The 17,651-nt window shown below is 62.2% G+C and carries 18 protein-coding genes; 15 read left to right on the forward strand and 3 right to left on the reverse strand.

The window, feature by feature from the left end; genetic code table 11:
- Nucleotides 1-69: 69 nt before the first annotated feature.
- Both B8P98_RS24450 and cusR read right to left on the reverse strand, forming a co-directional pair.
- Entirely contained in the window at nt 70-1,503 is a 1,434-nt protein-coding gene (locus B8P98_RS24450) for a Cu(+)/Ag(+) sensor histidine kinase (RefSeq protein ID WP_025714126.1), read from the reverse strand.
- The gene (gene cusR, locus B8P98_RS24455; RefSeq protein WP_025714125.1) at nt 1,493-2,176 is read right to left on the reverse strand and encodes a copper response regulator transcription factor CusR; all 684 of its coding nucleotides are present in this window, start codon (nt 2,174-2,176) and stop codon (nt 1,493-1,495) included. Before cusR ends, B8P98_RS24450 begins: the two co-directional genes overlap by 11 nt.
- Nucleotides 2,177-2,347: 171 nt before the next feature.
- Here cusR and B8P98_RS24465 point away from each other — a divergent pair, with 171 nt between their 5' ends.
- From B8P98_RS24465 to B8P98_RS24485, 5 genes are all read left to right on the forward strand, one after another.
- Complete coding sequence (locus B8P98_RS24465; RefSeq protein WP_087806244.1) at nt 2,348-3,733, forward strand: efflux transporter outer membrane subunit; 1,386 nt, start codon at nt 2,348-2,350, stop codon at nt 3,731-3,733.
- 17 nt (nt 3,734-3,750) lie between these two features.
- Nucleotides 3,751-4,095, forward strand: a complete 345-nt coding sequence (gene cusF, locus B8P98_RS24470) for a cation efflux system protein CusF (RefSeq protein WP_080925015.1) — start codon at nt 3,751-3,753, stop codon at nt 4,093-4,095.
- A 45-nt stretch (nt 4,096-4,140) separates the two neighbouring features.
- Nucleotides 4,141-5,403, forward strand: coding sequence for an efflux RND transporter periplasmic adaptor subunit (locus B8P98_RS24475; RefSeq protein WP_080925016.1), 1,263 nt, complete (start codon nt 4,141-4,143; stop codon nt 5,401-5,403).
- A gap of 11 nt (nt 5,404-5,414) precedes the next feature.
- A complete protein-coding gene (locus tag B8P98_RS24480) occupies nt 5,415-8,564 on the forward strand; it encodes a CusA/CzcA family heavy metal efflux RND transporter (RefSeq protein WP_080925017.1) in 3,150 nt (1,049 codons plus the stop codon).
- Nucleotides 8,565-8,636: 72 nt separating this feature from the next.
- Entirely contained in the window at nt 8,637-8,984 is a 348-nt protein-coding gene (locus B8P98_RS24485; RefSeq protein WP_008807073.1) for a DUF1294 domain-containing protein, read from the forward strand.
- A gap of 9 nt (nt 8,985-8,993) precedes the next feature.
- Here the strand turns inward: B8P98_RS24485 and B8P98_RS24490 are convergent, their stop codons facing one another.
- Nucleotides 8,994-9,527: a lipocalin family protein gene (locus tag B8P98_RS24490; RefSeq protein ID WP_009309842.1), complete on the reverse strand. Its 534-nt coding sequence runs from the start codon at nt 9,525-9,527 to the stop codon at nt 8,994-8,996.
- Between the two features lie 116 nt (nt 9,528-9,643).
- On the opposite strand from B8P98_RS24490, the gene B8P98_RS24495 reads away from it, so the two are divergent.
- From B8P98_RS24495 to B8P98_RS24540, 10 genes are all read left to right on the forward strand, one after another.
- On the forward strand, nt 9,644-10,372 hold the full coding sequence (locus B8P98_RS24495) for a MerR family transcriptional regulator (RefSeq protein ID WP_002887258.1): 729 nt from the start codon (nt 9,644-9,646) through the stop codon (nt 10,370-10,372).
- A gap of 231 nt (nt 10,373-10,603) precedes the next feature.
- Complete coding sequence (locus tag B8P98_RS24500; RefSeq protein WP_004178448.1) at nt 10,604-11,038, forward strand: nuclear transport factor 2 family protein; 435 nt, start codon at nt 10,604-10,606, stop codon at nt 11,036-11,038.
- Nucleotides 11,035-11,754: an SDR family NAD(P)-dependent oxidoreductase gene (locus B8P98_RS24505; RefSeq protein ID WP_095033502.1), complete on the forward strand. Its 720-nt coding sequence runs from the start codon at nt 11,035-11,037 to the stop codon at nt 11,752-11,754. Before B8P98_RS24500 ends, B8P98_RS24505 begins: the two co-directional genes overlap by 4 nt.
- Nucleotides 11,751-13,010: an NAD(P)/FAD-dependent oxidoreductase gene (locus tag B8P98_RS24510; protein ID WP_095033503.1), complete on the forward strand. Its 1,260-nt coding sequence runs from the start codon at nt 11,751-11,753 to the stop codon at nt 13,008-13,010. Before B8P98_RS24505 ends, B8P98_RS24510 begins: the two co-directional genes overlap by 4 nt.
- Nucleotide 13,011: 1 nt before the next feature.
- Entirely contained in the window at nt 13,012-13,734 is a 723-nt protein-coding gene (locus B8P98_RS24515) for a DUF1365 domain-containing protein (protein WP_080925019.1), read from the forward strand.
- Nucleotides 13,731-14,951 carry an SAM-dependent methyltransferase gene (locus tag B8P98_RS24520; RefSeq protein WP_021462630.1) on the forward strand — a complete coding sequence of 407 codons (1,221 nt, stop codon included), beginning with the start codon at nt 13,731-13,733 and terminating at the stop codon, nt 14,949-14,951. Before B8P98_RS24515 ends, B8P98_RS24520 begins: the two co-directional genes overlap by 4 nt.
- Complete coding sequence (locus B8P98_RS24525; protein ID WP_080925020.1) at nt 14,948-15,433, forward strand: DUF2878 domain-containing protein; 486 nt, start codon at nt 14,948-14,950, stop codon at nt 15,431-15,433. The genes B8P98_RS24520 and B8P98_RS24525 overlap by 4 nt, the downstream gene beginning before the upstream one ends.
- Nucleotides 15,430-15,954 (forward strand): hypothetical protein, encoded by a 525-nt coding sequence (locus tag B8P98_RS24530; protein ID WP_095033504.1) that lies wholly within the window; start codon nt 15,430-15,432, stop codon nt 15,952-15,954. The genes B8P98_RS24525 and B8P98_RS24530 overlap by 4 nt, the downstream gene beginning before the upstream one ends.
- Entirely contained in the window at nt 15,951-16,502 is a 552-nt protein-coding gene (locus B8P98_RS24535; protein WP_080925022.1) for a DUF3833 domain-containing protein, read from the forward strand. Before B8P98_RS24530 ends, B8P98_RS24535 begins: the two co-directional genes overlap by 4 nt.
- Nucleotides 16,499-17,458: a YbgA family protein gene (locus tag B8P98_RS24540; RefSeq protein WP_023342505.1), complete on the forward strand. Its 960-nt coding sequence runs from the start codon at nt 16,499-16,501 to the stop codon at nt 17,456-17,458. Before B8P98_RS24535 ends, B8P98_RS24540 begins: the two co-directional genes overlap by 4 nt.
- Nucleotides 17,459-17,651 lie beyond the last annotated feature (193 nt).

Consider the following 17,651-nt stretch of genomic DNA (forward strand, 5'->3'; position numbering starts at 1 on the left):
TAAAATAATAGCTCTGTCGCCAGCGTGACCGCATTATGACGAAGCCGTCAGATGAGGTCGTTATGGCGCCTATTTCGGCAACACCACAATAAACCGCGTCGAGCGCTGATCGGACTGCACCGCCACGCTGCCGTGGTGGGCGCTGACGATAGATTTCACAATCGCCAGGCCGATGCCGCTGCCCTCGCCTTTGCGCTGGCGGGAGGGGTCGACGCGATAGAAACGGTCAAACAGGCGCGGCAGATGCTCGGCGGCAATCGGCGTACCGGGGTTCTCCACCACCAGGCGGATCGTCTCGGCGCTTTCGCTCAACTGGATAGTCACCGCCTGGCCGGCAGGGGTATAGCGGATCGCGTTCGACAGCAGGTTGCTGATCGCTCGCCGAAGCATCAGCGGATCGCCAGTCACCCGGCAGTGGCTACCAACAAAGCGCAGCGCCACCTCTTTCTCTTCCGCCCACGCTTCAAAGAATTCAAACACCTTATGCACTTCATCGGCCAGATCCAGCGCCTGTTGCTCGGGGATCAGCTGGTTATTATCCGCCTGGGCGAGGAACAACATATCGCTGACCATCCGCGACATCCGCGAGAACTCTTCAAGATTGGAATACAACACCTCTTCCAGCTCCTGCTGGCTGCGGCTCTGGCTTAAGGCGATTTCGGTTTGCGTCACCAGGTTGGTAATCGGCGTACGGATTTCATGGGCGATATCGGCGGAGAAGTTGGACTGGCGGGTAAAGACATCCTCTATCCGCTCCAGCATATGGTTAAACGACAGCGCCAACCGCTCCAGCTCGATGGGCACCGCCTGTGGATCAAGGCGTACATCGAGATCCCGGGAGGTAATATTCTGGATCTGGCGGCTGATCTGGCGGATCGGCTTATGCCCCTGATAGACCACAAACAGCACGATGGCAATGATCAGCAAACTGATTATCGTCGCCGCGGAAATCAGCTTCGCTTTCAGCTCATTAATATAGTGCAGGTGAAAATCGATGGATAAGGCCATCAGCAGGTGGTACGCCGGTTTGCCGTCCGCCTGCTTGCCCAGCGGCAGCATAATCAGCCGCCAGGCGCGGGTTTCCATTGGATGATTATCATGCACCATTGCCCGCGACTGCGGGTCAGTCCATGAAATGACATTCCCGTCGCGGAGCTGCATCGCCAGCCCCGGCGTACTCAGCATATGGCTGAGATCCGGCCCGTCGGGTGACTGAAACAGAATATTGCCCTGGCCGTCGTCCAGACAGATAAAAACGTTGGCGTAACCCGCAATGATATTCCTCACGATCTCCAGCCGCCGCGCCTGCGGATAGTCGGCGTGGTCGAGGACCGTCTCCAGCGTGGTGCTGAGCTGCTTGAGATCGTGAACGTCGCGTTCTTCAAAGTGGGCCTTCACCGAATGGATCATGATCCAGGTGAAGGCAAAGAAGGCGATGATGGTGGCTAGGCTAATAAAGAAGGTCAGCCGGGTGGCCAGGGAAAAGGGGCGCTTAGCGGCCATCCGGCACCTCAAGCATATAGCCGACGCCGCGCACGGTCTGGATTAGCTTCGGCTCGAAGTCATTATCGATTTTGGCGCGCAGCCGCTTCACCGCCACGTCGATAGCGTTAGTGTCGCTGTCGAAATTCATATCCCAGACCTGCGAAGCAATTAACGACCGCGGAAGCACCTCGCCCTGATGGCGCAGGAAGAACTCCAGCAGGGTAAACTCCTTGCTAGTCAGTGAGATACGAGTCGCGCCGCGCATCACCTTGCGGCTGACCAGATCGACACTGAGATCGGCCGCCTGAAACTGGCTTTCGACGATGACCGCCGCCCCGCGACGCAATAGCGTGCGCACCCGCGCCAGCAGTTCCGCAAAAGCAAAGGGCTTCACCAGATAGTCGTCGGCGCCCAGTTCCAGCCCCTTCACCCGATGCTCAATAGTGCCAAGCGCGGTGAGCAGCAGGATCGGCATGCCTTTATTGGCGGCGCGCAGCATGCGGACGATATCCCAGCCGTTCACATCCGGCAGCATGATGTCGAGGATCAGCAGATCGTAATCGCTGGTCATCGCCAGGTGATAGCCGTTGAGGCCGTTATCGGCCAGGTCGACGACGAAGCCGGCCTCGGTGAGCCCTTTGGTCAGGTACTCTCCGGTTTTCTTCTCATCTTCGACAATCAAAATCTTCACGGCAGGCTCCTTCACGCGCGCTTCGTGCGGGTATTCAATTTTAGAGAAGCGCCTCCGGATAGCAATGAAATATCAGGAAAATGACAGTTTTGTCATTTTCCTGTCACGCGTTGAACAGAGCCCGCTACGTAAAGTAGCCGCCATGGATAAATCGTCGAAACGTCTGCCGCCATGCGTTCAATACAGCTACTTACCCTCAGCGTGATATTTGCCTTAACCGGCTGTGTCTCGCTCGCTCCGGACTACCAGCGCCCCGCCGCGCCGGTGCCGCAGCAGTTCTCACTCAGCCAGAACAGACTGGTTGCCGCAACGGCGGATTACCAGAAGACCGGCTGGCGCACCTTTTTCGTCGACCCGCAGGTGAAAAGCCTGATTAGCACCGCGCTGACCAACAACCGCGATTTACGGATGGCGACGCTGAAAGTGCAGGAAGCCCGCGCCCAGTACCGGGTCACCGACGCCGACCGCTACCCGCAGGTTAACGGCGACGGCAGCACCACCTATGGCGGCAAGCTTAAAGGCGACACCACCACCAGCAGCGATTATGCCGCCGGCCTGAATCTCAGCTACGACCTCGACTTCTTTGGCCGGTTGAAAAACCTCAGCGAGGCCGACCGGCAGAACTTCTTCGCCAGCGAAGAGGCGCGGCGCGCGGTGCATATCCTGTTGATTGCTAACGTTTCACAAAGCTACTTCAACCAGCGGCTGGCGGCGGCGCAGCTGCAGGTGGCGAACGACACCTTACAGAACTATCAGCAGTCTTACGCTTTCGTTGAAAAACAGCTGCTGACCGGCACCACCACCGTGCTGGCGCTGGAACAGGCGCGCGGCATGATCGAAAGCACCCGCGCCGATATCGCCAAACGTCAGGGCCAGCTGGCGCAGGCCAATAACGCCCTGCAGCTGCTGCTCGGCAGCTATCAACGGCTGCCGGACGATAGCGCCAGCAGCGCCATCGATCTGCAAGGCGTCACTCTGCCGCCATCGCTCTCCTCAGCGATCCTGCTGCAGCGGCCGGATATTCTGGAAGCGGAACACAGCCTGCGGGCGGCTAACGCCAATATCGGCGCCGCGCGGGCGGCCTTCTTCCCGTCGATTACCCTGACCAGCTCGCTCTCCGGCAGCAGCAGTGAGCTCTCCAGCCTGTTTAACGCCGGCAACGCGATGTGGAACTTCATCCCCAAAATCGAGCTGCCGATTTTCAACGCCGGGCGTAATCAGGCCAACCTCGATCTGGCGGAGATCCGCCAGCAGCAGCAGGTGGTCAACTATGAGCAAAAAATACAGTCCGCTTTTAAGGAAGTGGCCGACGCGCTGGCCCTGCGTCAGAGCCTGGCCGATCAAATTGCCGCCCAGGAGCGTTATCTCACTTCACTAAATATCACCCTGCAGCGCGCTACTGCGCTCTATCGCCACGGCGCGGTCAGCTACATCGAAGTCCTGAGCGCCCAGCGCGACATTTTCACCACCCGACAAACCCTGCTGGAACTCAACTATTCCCGTCAGGCAAATGAAATCACCCTGTTCACCGCCCTCGGCGGCGGCTGGATGGAATAACCCAAGGAGTCCCGAACATGAATTCACTCTCTAAAATCGCCCTGTTCACCCTGCTTTCTGGCGCGGTGTTCGCGGCCCAGGCTGCCGACCCGCACGCCGGTATGGCAATGCACGAGCAACCCGCTGCCGCGCAGACGCAAAGCATCACTGGCAAAGGCGTCATTAAAGCTATTGATATGGATAGCAAAAAAATCACCATCGCCCACGAGGCCATCCCGGCGGTGAACTGGCCGCCGATGACCATGCGCTTCACCATCACCCCGCAGACGCAGCTCAACAATGTGAAGGTCGGCGACAGCGTGGACTTCACCTTCGTTCAGCAGGGCAACCTGTCGCTGTTACAGGATATCCGCGCCCAATAACCGTTCGGCGACGGTAGGCCCCCTCAACAACTGAATGGACGACACATGGCATCCCTGACACTGAAAAATACGGCGCTGATCCTCGGCAGCATGCTGATTGGCGGCGCGCTTACCGCGGCGCTGTACGCCCGACTGACGCCGACCCACGCTGCCGCTCCAGCGGCCGAGCAGCAGCGTAAAGTGCTGTTCTGGTACGACCCGATGTACCCGAATACTCGCTTTGATAAACCGGGTAAATCGCCGTTTATGGATATGGATCTGGTGCCGAAATACGCTGATGAGGAGAGTGCCGCCGCCGGTGCGCCGGGGGTGCGTATCGACCCGACGCAGACCCAGAATCTCGGCGTAAAAACCGCCGCGGTCAGCCGCGGGCCGCTGCGCTACGCCCAGACCTTCCCGGCCAACATCAGCTATAACGAGTATCAGTACGTGATTATGCAGGCGCGGGCGGCGGGCTTTATCAATAAAGTCTATCCGCTGACCGTCGGCGACAAAGTCAAGCAAGGCACGCCGTTACTCGAGCTGACCATCCCGGACTGGGTGGAAGCGCAGAGCGAATATCTGTTGTTGCAGGAGACCGGGGGCACCGCCACGCAGGTCGAGGGGATCCTCGAGCGTTTGCGCCTCGCCGGAATGCCGGATGACGATATCCGCCGCCTGAAAACCACACGTAAAATCCAGACCCGCTTTACCCTCAAAGCACCGATCGACGGCGTGATTACCGCCTTCGATCTGCGTGCCGGAATGAACATCGCCAAAGATAATGTGGTGGCGAAAATTCAGGGCATGGACCCGGTGTGGGTCAGCGTGGCGGTTCCGGAATCCATCGCCTGGCTGATTAAAGACGCCTCGCAGTTCGCCATTCAGGTTCCCGCCTGGCCGGGCAAAACCTTCAGCATCAACAAATGGACGATTCTCCCCAGCGTCGATAGCGCCACCCGCACCCTGCAGCTGCGCCTGCAGGTCAACAACCCGGATGAAGCGCTGAAGCCGGGAATGAACGCCTATCTGAAACTGACCAGCGAAAGCGCGCCGATGCTGCTGATCCCATCAAAAGCGCTGATCGACAGCGGCAGCGAGCAGCGAGTGATTACCGTGGATAACGAAGGTCGCTTCGTGCCGAAGCTGGTACAGGTATTCCATGAATCCGCCGGCGTTACGGCCATTCGCAGCGGTTTGCAGGAGGGCGAAAAAGTCGTCGCCAGCGGCCTGTTCCTGATCGACTCGGAAGCCAATATCTCCGGCGCGCTGGAGCGCATGCGCGCGCAGACTCCCGATACAGCGGCCACTGCCGCCCACGCGCACTGAGGAACGGAACAATGATTGAATGGATTATCCGCCGCTCGGTGGCCAACCGCTTCCTGGTGATGATGGGCGCGCTGTTTCTCAGCATCTGGGGGACCTGGACTATCGTCCACACCCCGGTGGATGCCCTGCCGGATCTCTCTGATGTACAGGTGATCGTCAAAACCAGCTACCCGGGACAGGCGCCGCAGATCGTCGAAAACCAGGTCACCTGGCCGCTGACCACCACCATGCTGTCGGTGCCTGGTGCCAAAACGGTTCGCGGCTTCTCGCAGTTTGGCGACTCCTACGTATACGTGATTTTTGAAGACGGCACCGATCCTTACTGGGCGCGCTCGCGGGTGCTGGAGTATCTCAATCAAGTGCAGGGCAAACTGCCCGCCGGGGTGAGCGCCGAAATGGGCCCGGACGCCACCGGCGTCGGCTGGGTCTTCGAGTACGCGCTGGTCGACCGCAGCGGTAAACACGACCTTGCCGAACTGCGTTCGCTACAAGACTGGTTCTTAAAATATGAGCTGAAAACCATTCCTAACGTCTCGGAAGTGGCGTCGGTAGGCGGCGTGGTCAAGGAGTATCAGATTGTCGTCGACCCAATGAGGCTGACCCAGTACGGCATCAGCCTCGGCGAGGTGAAATCGGCGCTGGACGCCTCTAACCAAGAGGCGGGCGGCTCTTCGGTCGAACTGGCGGAAGCGGAATATATGGTGCGCGCCAGCGGCTACCTGCAGACGCTCGACGACTTCAAAAATATCGTGCTGAAAACCGGTGACAACGGCGTGCCGGTCTATCTCGGCGACGTTGCGCGGGTGCAGATAGGCCCGGAGATGCGCCGCGGTATCGCCGAGCTTAACGGCGAAGGCGAAGTGGCCGGCGGCGTGGTGATCCTGCGCTCCGGCAAGAACGCCCGCGAGGTGATCTCGGCGGTCAAAGCGAAGCTGGCATCGCTGCAAAGCAGCCTGCCGGAAGGGGTTGAAGTGGTCACCACCTACGACCGCAGCCAGCTTATCGACCGCGCCATCGACAACCTCAGCCACAAGCTGCTGGAAGAGTTTATCGTTGTCGCGCTGGTCTGTGCCCTGTTCCTGTGGCACGTGCGCTCGGCGCTGGTGGCGATTATTTCGCTGCCGCTCGGCCTGTGCTTCGCCTTTATCATGATGCATTTCCAGGGGCTTAACGCCAACATCATGTCGCTGGGCGGGATCGCCATTGCGGTGGGGGCGATGGTCGATGCCGCCATCGTGATGATTGAGAACGCCCATAAGCGGCTGGAGGAGTGGGAACATCAGCACCCGGGAGAGAAACTTAGCAACGAGATCCGCTGGAAAATCATTACCGAGGCGTCGGTGGAGGTCGGCCCCGCGCTGTTTATCAGCCTGCTGATCATTACTCTGTCGTTTATCCCGATTTTCACCCTCGAAGGCCAGGAGGGCAAACTGTTCGGCCCGCTGGCCTTCACCAAAACGTGGTCGATGGCCGGGGCGGCGCTGCTGGCGATCGTGGTGATCCCGATCCTGATGGGCTTCTGGATCCGCGGCAAGATCCCAGCGGAGAACAGCAACCCGCTGAACCGCTTTTTGATCCGCATTTATCACCCGCTGCTGCTGAAGGTGCTGCACTGGCCGAAGACCACCCTGCTGATTGCGCTCCTGTCGATCCTGACAGTTATCTGGCCGCTCAACCGGGTCGGCGGCGAGTTTCTGCCGCAGATTAACGAAGGCGATCTGCTGTATATGCCGTCCACGCTGCCGGGGATCTCCGCTGCGCAGGCGGCAGATATGCTGCAGAAAACCGATAAGCTAATTATGACGGTGCCGGAAGTGGCCCGGGTGTTCGGCAAAACCGGCAAGGCCGAAACCGCCACCGACTCGGCGCCGCTGGAGATGGTAGAGACCACGATTCAGCTCAAGCCACAGGATCAGTGGCGGCCGGGGATGACCATGGAGAAGATCGTCGAGGAGCTGGATAAAACCGTGCGCCTGCCGGGGCTGGCGAACCTGTGGGTGCCGCCGATCCGCAACCGCATCGACATGCTCTCCACCGGCATCAAGAGCCCGATTGGCATTAAAGTTTCCGGCACCAATCTGGCCGATATCGACGTCATCGCCGAACAAATTGAAGTGGTGGCGCGTACCGTGCCGGGAGTCACTTCGGCATTAGCCGAGCGGCTGGTCGGCGGGCGCTACCTCAACATTGATATTCATCGTGAGAAGGCGGCCCGTTACGGCATGACCGTCGGCGACGTGCAGTTGTTTGTTTCGTCCGCCATCGGCGGCGCGATGGTCGGCGAAACGGTAGAAGGAGTCGAGCGCTATCCGATCAACATCCGCTACCCGCAGAGCTATCGCGACAGCCCGGAGACCCTGCGCCAGCTGCCGATCCTCACCCCGCTGAAGCAGCAGATCGTCCTCGGCGACGTGGCTGAGGTAAAGGTGGTCACCGGACCATCGATGCTGAAGACCGAGAACGCCCGCCCGACCAGTTGGATCTACATCGACGCCCGCGACCGCGATATGGTGTCGGTGGTGCGCGATCTGCAGCAGGCCATCGGCAAAGAGGTGAAGCTGAAGCCGGGCATCAGCATCTCCTACTCCGGGCAGTTTGAGCTGCTGGAACGCGCCAATCAGAAGCTGAAGCTGATGGTGCCGATGACGCTAATGATTATCTTCGTGCTGCTATATCTGGCGTTCCGCCGCGTCGGCGAGGCGCTGTTGATTATCACCAGCGTGCCGTTCGCCCTTGTCGGCGGGATCTGGTTCCTCTACTGGATGGGATTCCATCTGTCGGTAGCCACCGGTACCGGCTTTATCGCCCTCGCCGGGGTGGCGGCGGAGTTTGGCGTGGTGATGCTGATGTACCTGCGCCACGCCATCGAGGCGGAGCCATCGCTGGAGAACCCGCAGACCTTCAGCGCCGATAAGCTCGACGAGGCGCTGTACCAGGGCGCGGTGCTGCGCGTGCGGCCAAAGGCGATGACCGTGGCGGTGATTATCGCCGGCCTGCTGCCGATCTTATGGGGTACCGGCGCCGGGTCGGAAGTGATGAGCCGTATCGCCGCGCCGATGATTGGCGGGATGATCACCGCCCCGCTGCTGTCGCTATTTATCATTCCGGCGGCATATAAGCTGATGTGGCTGTATCGGCATCGGGGCAAGCGTAGCCAATAGCCCGCCGCGTTTACGCCGGCCCGGTAAATTGGCTATAGTGGCGCTATTCTTCTGGCCGGCGTGAACGTCCCTATGAATCTGAACCTGGTATGTTATTCCCTGCTGCTGCTCACCGCCGTGGGCAGCGCCCTGCTGCCCTACCCGCTGGCGATGTGGTTTTTACTGAGCAGCCTTCTGACATGGCTTATCTATGGCGCCGACAAGCTGGCGGCGCGCAAAGCCTGGCGACGGGTGCCAGAGACCACGCTGCTGGTGCTGGGCCTGGCGGGAGGCTGGCCGGGGGCCATCCTCGGCCAACAGTGCTTTCGTCATAAAACGCAAAAGCAGCCCTTCCGGCGGTGGTTTTTCGTCAGCGTGGCGCTGAACGTGGCGGCGCTGGCCGGGCTGTACGTGGTTTATACCCACCTGCTGAGCCGCTAAGGGGCGAGGCTAGCGCGGCGTCTGGCGGATCCACACCAGGCGATCGACGTCAAAGCCCAGCTCGCGCGCGGTATTCAGGTAATCCTGCTTCACCGCCGCCGGGATGGTGGGGGTGCGCGACAGGATCCACAGATAGTCGCGGTTGGGGCCGCTGACCAGCGCGTACTGGTAGTCATCGTCCAGGCGGATCACGTTATAGCCGCCGTAGAATGGCCCGAAGAACGACACCTTCAGCGCCGCGGTGGTAGGGGCGCCGGTGAAGTAGGCTTTTCCGTCGCTCTCATTCCAGCGTTTTTTGACCGGGTCATAACCGCGATTGACGACGCTGATCCCCCCGTCGCTGCGGGTGCCGTAGGTGGCGGTCACCTGCTCCAGGCCTCGCTCGAAGCGATTCTCCAGGCGGGCGACCTCATACCATTTTCCGAGGTAACGGCTGGCATCAAACCCGCTAATCGGCTGAACGCCCTTCGGCGGGGTGGGCGATTTGCAGGCCACCAGGGTTAACGCGATAGCAACGCCAGTGACAACAGGCCATAGCTTCATGAGAACTCCTTTCATTTACGCGGTTGGGGAAAGTGTAGTGCAAAGCCACTACACTTCACGCCAGCCGACGTGATTCGTAGTATATTGAGAATATTCTTTGTTAACAGGTGGCCTCCATGCCTTACTCCATCGGCGAATTTGCCCGACTATGCGGGATAAATGCGACCACGCTTCGCGCCTGGCAGCGCCGCTATGGCCTGCTCAAGCCGCTGCGCACCGATGGTGGTCACCGTCTGTACAGCGATGACGACGTCCAGCAGGCGCTGAAGATCCTCGACTGGGTGAAAAAAGGGGTGCCGGTCAGCCAGGTGAAACCCCTGCTGTCGCGCCCCGGCGCGCGGCGCACCAACAACTGGCTGACGTTGCAGGAGACCATGCTGCAGCGGCTGAAAGAGGGAAAAATCGAGTCCCTGCGCCAGCTTATCTACGACGCCGGGCGCGAATATCCGCGCCAGGAGCTGGTGACCGAGGTGCTGCGTCCGCTGCGCAGCCAGGTCTCCGCCAACGTGCCGGCCATCATGACGCTGCGCGAAATCCTCGACGGCATCATCATCGCCTATACCTCGTTTTGCCTTGAAGGCGACAAGAAGGCGCCCGGGGACAACTTTCTGATCACCGGCTGGCACCTGACCGATGCCTGCGAAATCTGGCTTGAGGCGCTCAAACGCACCGGCCAGGGTCATCGCATCGACGTTCTGCCGGTGCCTCCCGCCGCCCTGGCGCCGGAGATTTTCCCCCAGCGCAACTGGCTGCTGGTCACCAGCGGCAAACTCTCCGCCGCCCGCCAGAGGCAGGTGGAACTCTGGCAGCAGCAGGTCGTCTCCCTCGAGGTAATTCCGCTCTAACCCCCTGTTTTAACTTACATCCCCTCTCTGAGACGCCAGCGCCCGGTGGCGCGGCGGGCTCACGCTTGCCCTTTGCACCACCCGCGATTTTCACTCCTTAAAACATCAATCATAACCACATGATCTTTAACACAAATAAAATATATTTTTCCACAAACTTGGACAAATAATTTTATTTGTGTAAGTTTTAAGTATGCCATTACACCACCGTATCTAGCCAGGATGTGATCCATGAGCACCTCGCCGTCCGTGATTCGTCGTTTCGTTGAGTACTACGCCGGGCTGGATGCGCAGCCGCCCGCGGCGCTGGCCGCGCTGTACCATCCGGACGCGACGCTGAGCGATCCTTTTGGTCAGCATCAGGGGCTGTTCGCCATTCAGCGCTACTTTACCCATCTGCTGGCCAACGTGGAGCAGTGCCGGTTCACCATCGACACGCCGCTCTGCGACGGCCAACGATTCGCCGTGACCTGGACTATGCACTGGTCGCATCCGCGCATTGCCGGCGGAGAAACGCTGGCCCTGCCGGGCTGCTCGGTGGTGGACATCGCCGGGGAGCAGGTTCTCCATCAGCGCGACTACTACGACGCCGGGGAGATGATCTACGAGCATCTTCCCCTGCTGGGCTGGGCGGTGCGCGGTGTGAAACGGAGGGTGCGCTCATGATGACGGTGCTCATCACCGGCGCCAGCTCCGGGATCGGCGCCGGCCTGGCGAAATCCTTCGCAGCGGATGGCCATCGGGTTATCGCCTGCGGGCGCGATGCGTCGCGCCTGTCGGCGCTCCAGCAGTTCAGCCCCAACATCAGCGGGCGCCTGTTCGATATGACAGACAGGGACGCCTGTCGCCAGGCGCTGACGGGCTGTTTTGCCGATCTGATCATTCTCTGCGCCGGGACCTGCGAATACCTCGACCACGGGCAGGTGGATGCTGCCCTCGTGGAGCGGGTGATGGCCACCAACTTCCTCGGGCCGGTGAACTGCCTGGCGGCGCTGCAGACACAGCTGGAGGCAGGCGATCGGGTGGTGCTGGTCAGCTCCATGGCGCACTGGCTGCCCTTCCCGCGCGCAGAAGCCTATGGCGCCTCCAAGGCGGCGCTGACCTGGTTTGCCAACAGCCTGCGTCTGGACTGGGAGCCGAAAGGGGTGGCCGTCACGGTAGTCTCTCCGGGCTTCGTCGACACCCCGCTGACGCGCAAAAACGACTTCGCCATGCCCGGCCGGGTGAGCGTGGATCGGGCGGTGGCGGCGATCCGCCACGGCCTGGCGAAGGGCAAAAACCACATTGCCTTCCCCACCGGCTTCAGCCTGGCCCTGCAGCTGCTGGCCGGCCTGCCATCGGGTATCCAGCGCCTGCTGTTGCGCAGGATGGTGCGCTCATGAACATCGCCATCATCGGCAGCGGCATCGCCGGGCTGACCTGCGCCTGGCGGCTGGCCGGACACCATCAGGTGACGCTGTTCGAAGCGGGCGCCACGCCGGGCGGCCACACCGCCACCGTGGATGTCGCCACGCCGCAGGGCACCTGGGCCATCGATACCGGATTTATCGTCTACAACGATCGCACCTATCCGCGCTTTATGGGCCTGCTCAGCGAGCTGGGGATCGAGGGGCAAAAAACGCAGATGAGCTTCTCGGTTCACAACCCGGCCAGCGGCCTGGAGTACAACGGCCACAGCCTGACCTCGCTTTTCGCCCAGCGGCGCAATCTGCTGAAGCCGGCCTTCTGGGGGCTGCTGAGCGAGATCGTCCGCTTTAACCGGCTGGCGAAACTGGCGCTGACCGAGGCGCTGGATCCGGGGGCGACGCTGGAGAGCTTCCTCGTCCGCCACCGCTTCAGCCCCTTCTTCGCCCGCCACTATATCCTGCCGATGGGGGCAGCCATCTGGTCGTCGTCGCTGCAGGAGATGCGCCGCTTCCCGCTGCCGCTGTTTTTACGTTTCTTTGAACACCACGGCCTGCTGGATATTCGCGATCGCCCGCAGTGGTATGTGGTGCCCGGCGGTTCCCGGGAGTACGTTCGCGCCCTGCTCGCCAGGCTCGGCGATCGTCTGGATCTGCGCCTCAACGCGCCGGTACAGCAGGTGGACCGTCACCCGACGGGGATCACCCTGCGGCTGGCGTCCGGGGAGGCGCATTTTGACCAGGTGATTTTCGCCTGCCACTCCGCACAGGCCCTGGCGATGCTGGCGACGCCCACCGACTCCGAACGTGAAATCCTCGGGGACATCGGCTGGCAGCGTAACGAGGTGGTACTGCACAGCGATCCGCGCTGGCTGCCGGAGCGCCAGCGCGCCTGGGCCAGCTGGAACTATCGCCTGAGCGACGGGGATCGGGCCCGGGCCTGCGTCACCTACAACATGAATATTCTCCAGGGGCTGCCCGCAGGCGCGCCGCTGTTCTGCGTCACCCTGAACCCGGACGCGCCGGTGGACGATCGCTACGTCTGGCAGCGCTTCGTCTATGAACATCCGCTGTTTAATCCGCAAAGCTGGTCGGCCCAGCTGCGGCGCGAAGAGATTAACGGCCAGCAGCGGAGCTGGTACTGCGGGGCCTACTGGTACAACGGCTTTCATGAGGACGGGGTGCGCAGCGCGCTCGACGTGGTGCAGGGCATCGCCGCGGCGGAGGGCAAGTGAGATGAACAGCTGCCTCTATCAGGGCGTCCTGCGCCACCGTCGCCTGCAGCCGAAGGCGCACCACTTCGTCTACCGCCTGTTTATGGCCTGGCTCGACCTCGACGAACTGGACAGGCTGCCTGAGGCGGGTATCCGTCGCAACCGCCTGGCCGCCGCCGCCTGGTACGACGCCGATTATCCGCTGGGCGCGCCGCTGAAGGCCCAGGTGCTGAACCGGCTGGAGAGCCTGACCGGCTACCGCCCGGCGGGACGCGTGATGCTCCTGACCCAGCTGCGCTACTTCGGCTTCCATTTTAATCCGGTCAACTTTTACTACTGCTATGACGAAGCCGACACCCTGCGCTGGGTGCTGGCCGAAGTACGCAACACGCCGTGGAATGAGCGTCATTACTACGCGGTGGACGGCCAGCAGGCGCGCCCGCTGGAGAAAGCCTTTCACGTTTCGCCCTTTAACCCGATGGACATGGTCTATCACTGGCGCTTCAACGCGCCCGGCAAAACGCTGCACATGCATATTGAAAACCATCAGGCCAGCAAGGTGTTCGACGCCACGCTGGCCCTGAGCCGCGTGCCGTTGACCCGCGCCAACCTGCGCGAGCTGCTGCTGCGTCTGCCGCTGATGACCCTGAAAACCGTCCTCGCCATCTACTGGCAGGCGCTGCGGCTGTGGCTGAAGCGCGTGCCGCTGTACAACCATCCTGTCAGCAGGAGTGAACGCTCATGACCGATCCCGTCTTTGCGCTTGAACCCGATGTGCCGCGCAACGTGCGGCTCGCGCGCTGGCTGCTCTTTCGTCTGTTGAGCGGCCTCCGCGAAGGCTCGCTCACCGTGCGCGAAGGGGCGCAGACTTTTCATTTTGGCGACCCCGCCGCCGCGCTGCGCGCCGAGGCGCGGGTCTGCACGCCGGAGGTGTACTGGCGTCTGCTGACCGGCGGCAGCCTGGCGGCGGCCGAGGCCTGGATGGACGGCGACTGGGAGAGCCACCAGCTGACGGCGCTGCTGCAGATCCTCGCGCGCAACGGTGAGGTGCTGGGGCGTCTGGAGCGCGGCTTTCGTCTGCTGGGCAAGCCCGTCGCCCGCCTGCGCCACTGGACCCGCCGCAACACCCGCGCCCAGGCGCGGGAGAACATCGCCGCCCATTACGACCTCGGCAACGAATTTTATGCCTACTTTCTGGATGACGACCTGCTCTACTCCAGCGCGCTGTTTACCGACGACCAGCAGGATCTGACCCAGGCCCAGCGGGCCAAGATGGCGCGCCTGTGCGACCAGCTGGCGCTCACTCCCGGCGATCATCTGCTGGAGATTGGCACCGGCTGGGGGGCGCTGGCCGAGTACGCCGCCCGCCATTACGGCTGCCGGGTCACCACCACCACCCTTTCCCGGGAGCAGCACCGCTGGGCTACCGAGCGCATGGCCCGCGCCGGGCTGCAGGATCGCGTCGAAGTGCTGCTCTGCGACTACCGCGATCTGCGCGGCGAGTACGACAAACTGGTGTCGGTGGAGATGATTGAGGCGGTGGGCCAGCGCTACCTCCCGGCCTTCTTCCGCACCTGCCAGGCGCGCCTGCGCCCGGGCGGCAGAATGGCCCTGCAGGCGATCACCATCCAGGATCAGCGCTATCGCGACTACAGCAAAAGCGTCGATTTTATCCAGCGCTACATCTTCCCCGGCGGCTTTTTGCCCAGCATCACGGCAATGAGCGAGCTGATGACCCGCCATACCGATTTTGTGGTGCGCAACCTGTTCGACATGGGCCCGGATTACGCCCGCACCCTGGCGCACTGGCGGCAGCGTTTTACCCACGCCTGGCAGGATATTGAAAAACTCGGCTTTGATGAGCGCTTCCGCCGGATGTGGCTCTACTACTTCGGCTACTGCGAAGCCGGATTTAACGCCCGCACCATCAGCGTGGTGCAGCTCACCGCGGAGCGGGTATGACACGCCCGGCGCAGCACCTGCTGATGGCCCTCGCGTTCGATGTTTACTGGACGCTGGTGGTGATGTTGCGCGAGCGCGGCCTGCTGATCTGGCTGACGCTGGCCATTTTCGCCTGGTTGCGGTTGCCGGCGGCCAGTCGTCCGCCCGCCCTGCTGTTGGCCGCGGCGGGCTGCGGCCTGGACGCCTGCTGGGCGCTGGCGGGGCTGATCGATTTTCGCGGCGACAGCCTGCTGCCCCTGTGGATGGTGGCCCTGTGGCTGATGTTCGCCGTCGTCTGGACCCGACTGACCCGCACCACGACGCTTCCCGGCTGGGTGCTGGCCACGGCCGCCACCGTCGGCGGCCCGGTGGCCTACCTGATCGGCGCTCGCCTCGGAGCCATGACCCTGCTGGTGCCGATGGCGCTTGCCGTGGCCGCCATGGCCTGCGGCTGGCTGGTGCTCATGCTGTTATTCCATCTGGGGATGGGGAGGCGAAAATGAGATTCGCGCTGTTACTGCTGTGGCTGACCGCCCTCGCCCCGGCGGCCCACGCCGCCGACTGGCTGACGTGGCGTCGCGTCGGCGAGGCGACCCTCACCTGGGGGCCATTCACCGTCTATCACTCGCAGCTGCGCACGCCCAATGGCCGGTATGACGGCCCGCAACAGGATCGGGCGCTGATCATCACCTACCGGCGCGACATCGATCGCGACGCGCTGGTGGAGGCCACCCGCGACCAGTGGCAGGCGCAGGGCATTCTGCAGCAGGAGCCGCGCAGCGAAGCCTGGCTGCGCATGCTGCAGGGGATCTGGCCGGACGTCGCGCCGGGCACTCAGCTGGCGTTCGTGGTCAGCGGCAGCGAGGGACAGTTCTGGTACCGCGCCAGCGCCGCACAGACCGCCTTTACCCCGCTCGGCCCTCGCCAGTCGGCGGCGTTCAGCACCCGCTTTCTCGCCATCTGGCTCGATCCGCGCACCACTTATCCCGAACTGCGTCAGCAGTTGATCGGAGGTACACCATGAAACGCACTCTGACCCTTGGCCTGGCGCTGCTGATGCTGATCCTCGCCGGCTGCAGCACCGAGGTCACGGAGTACCGGCAGCAGCAGCCCGCCCTCGACATCTTTCACTATTTTCAGGGGCGAACCGAGGCGTGGGGGATGGTGCAGGATCGCAGCGGCAAGCAGCTGCGCCGCTTCCATGTTGAGATCGATGGCGACGTCGTCGGCGACACCCTGACCCTCCATGAGCGCTTTGTCTATGACGACGGCGAGAAGCAGCAGCGGGTATGGCGCATTCGCCGCACCGGCGATAACCGTTATCAGGGCACCGCCGGGGACATCGAAGGCGTGGCCAGCGGCCAGGCGGCAGGCAATGCCTTTCACTGGCGCTACAGCATGAACGTCGAAGCCAGCGGCAGCCGGTGGCTGCTGCACTTTGACGACTGGATGTTCCTGCAGGACGGCAGCCATTTGTTTAACAAAACCGAGATGAAGAAATTCGGCATTACGGTCGCCACCGTGACCCTTTTCTTTACCCGAACCACAGCAGAAGAGAGGACAGCGCCATGAACACGCAACCTGTCATTGGGATCAGCGGATGTTTAACCGGCTCAGCCGTGCGATTCGACGGCGGGCATAAGCGTATGGGCTTTGTGATGGATGAGCTCGCGCAGTGGGTGGCGTTTAAACCCGTCTGCCCGGAGATGGCGATCGGTCTGCCCGTTCCCCGCCCGGCGCTCCGCCTGGTGCAGACCCCGGTCGGGGAGATCCGCATGCGCTTCAGCCACGCCCCGCACGAGGATGTGACGGAGAAGATGGCTGATTTCGCCAGCGCCCACCTCGCAACCCTGGGCGAGCTGTCGGGCTTTATCGTCTGCGCCAAATCGCCGAGCTGCGGAATGGAGCGCGTGCGGTTGTACGATGAAAAAGGCAATCGCGGGCGTAAGGAAGGCGTGGGGCTGTTTACCGGCGCCCTGATGGCGCGCTACCCGTGGCTGCCGGTGGAAGAGGATGGCCGGCTGCACGATCCGCTGCTGCGGGAGAATTTTGTTGAGCGCGTTTTCGCCCTGCATGAACTCAACGCCCTGCGCGCCCGCGGCCTGACGCGCCACAGCCTGCTGGCCTTTCACAGCCGCTACAAGCTGCAGCTGCTGGCTCACCACCAGGCGGGCTACCGGGAGATCGGCCCGTTCGTCGCCTCGCTGCATGAATGGGAGGATCTGGAGGCGTTCTTCGAGGTCTACCGCGAGAAGCTGATGGCGATCCTCAAGCGGCCCGCCTCGCGGAAAAACCACACCAACGTGCTGATGCATATTCAGGGTTATTTCCGCGACCAGCTCAACAGCCGCCAGCGCGGCGAGCTGCGGGAGGTGATCCTCAACTATCGCGCCGGGTTGCTGCCGATCCTCGCCCCGCTGACGCTGCTTAAGCACTATCTGGCCGAGTATCCGGATCGCTACCTGCAGGCGCAGAACTATTTTGACCCCTACCCGCAGGATCTGGCCCTGCGCCTGACGGTGAACTGAGGGAACCTGGGCCAGTTGCCCGGCGGCGCTGCGCTTGCGCGGGCCTACGTGTGTGAGCCTGCGGGAAGGAACGTAGGCCGGATAAGGCATTGATGCCGCCATCCGGCACTACCTCAGGTACGGCACCTGACCGCCCGGCGGCGCTGCGCTTGCGCGGGCCTACGTTGTGTGAGCCTGCGGGAAGGAACGTAGG

The organism is Klebsiella quasivariicola, from assembly GCF_002269255.1.
GTDB classification, from domain to species: Bacteria; Pseudomonadota; Gammaproteobacteria; order Enterobacterales; family Enterobacteriaceae; genus Klebsiella; species Klebsiella quasivariicola.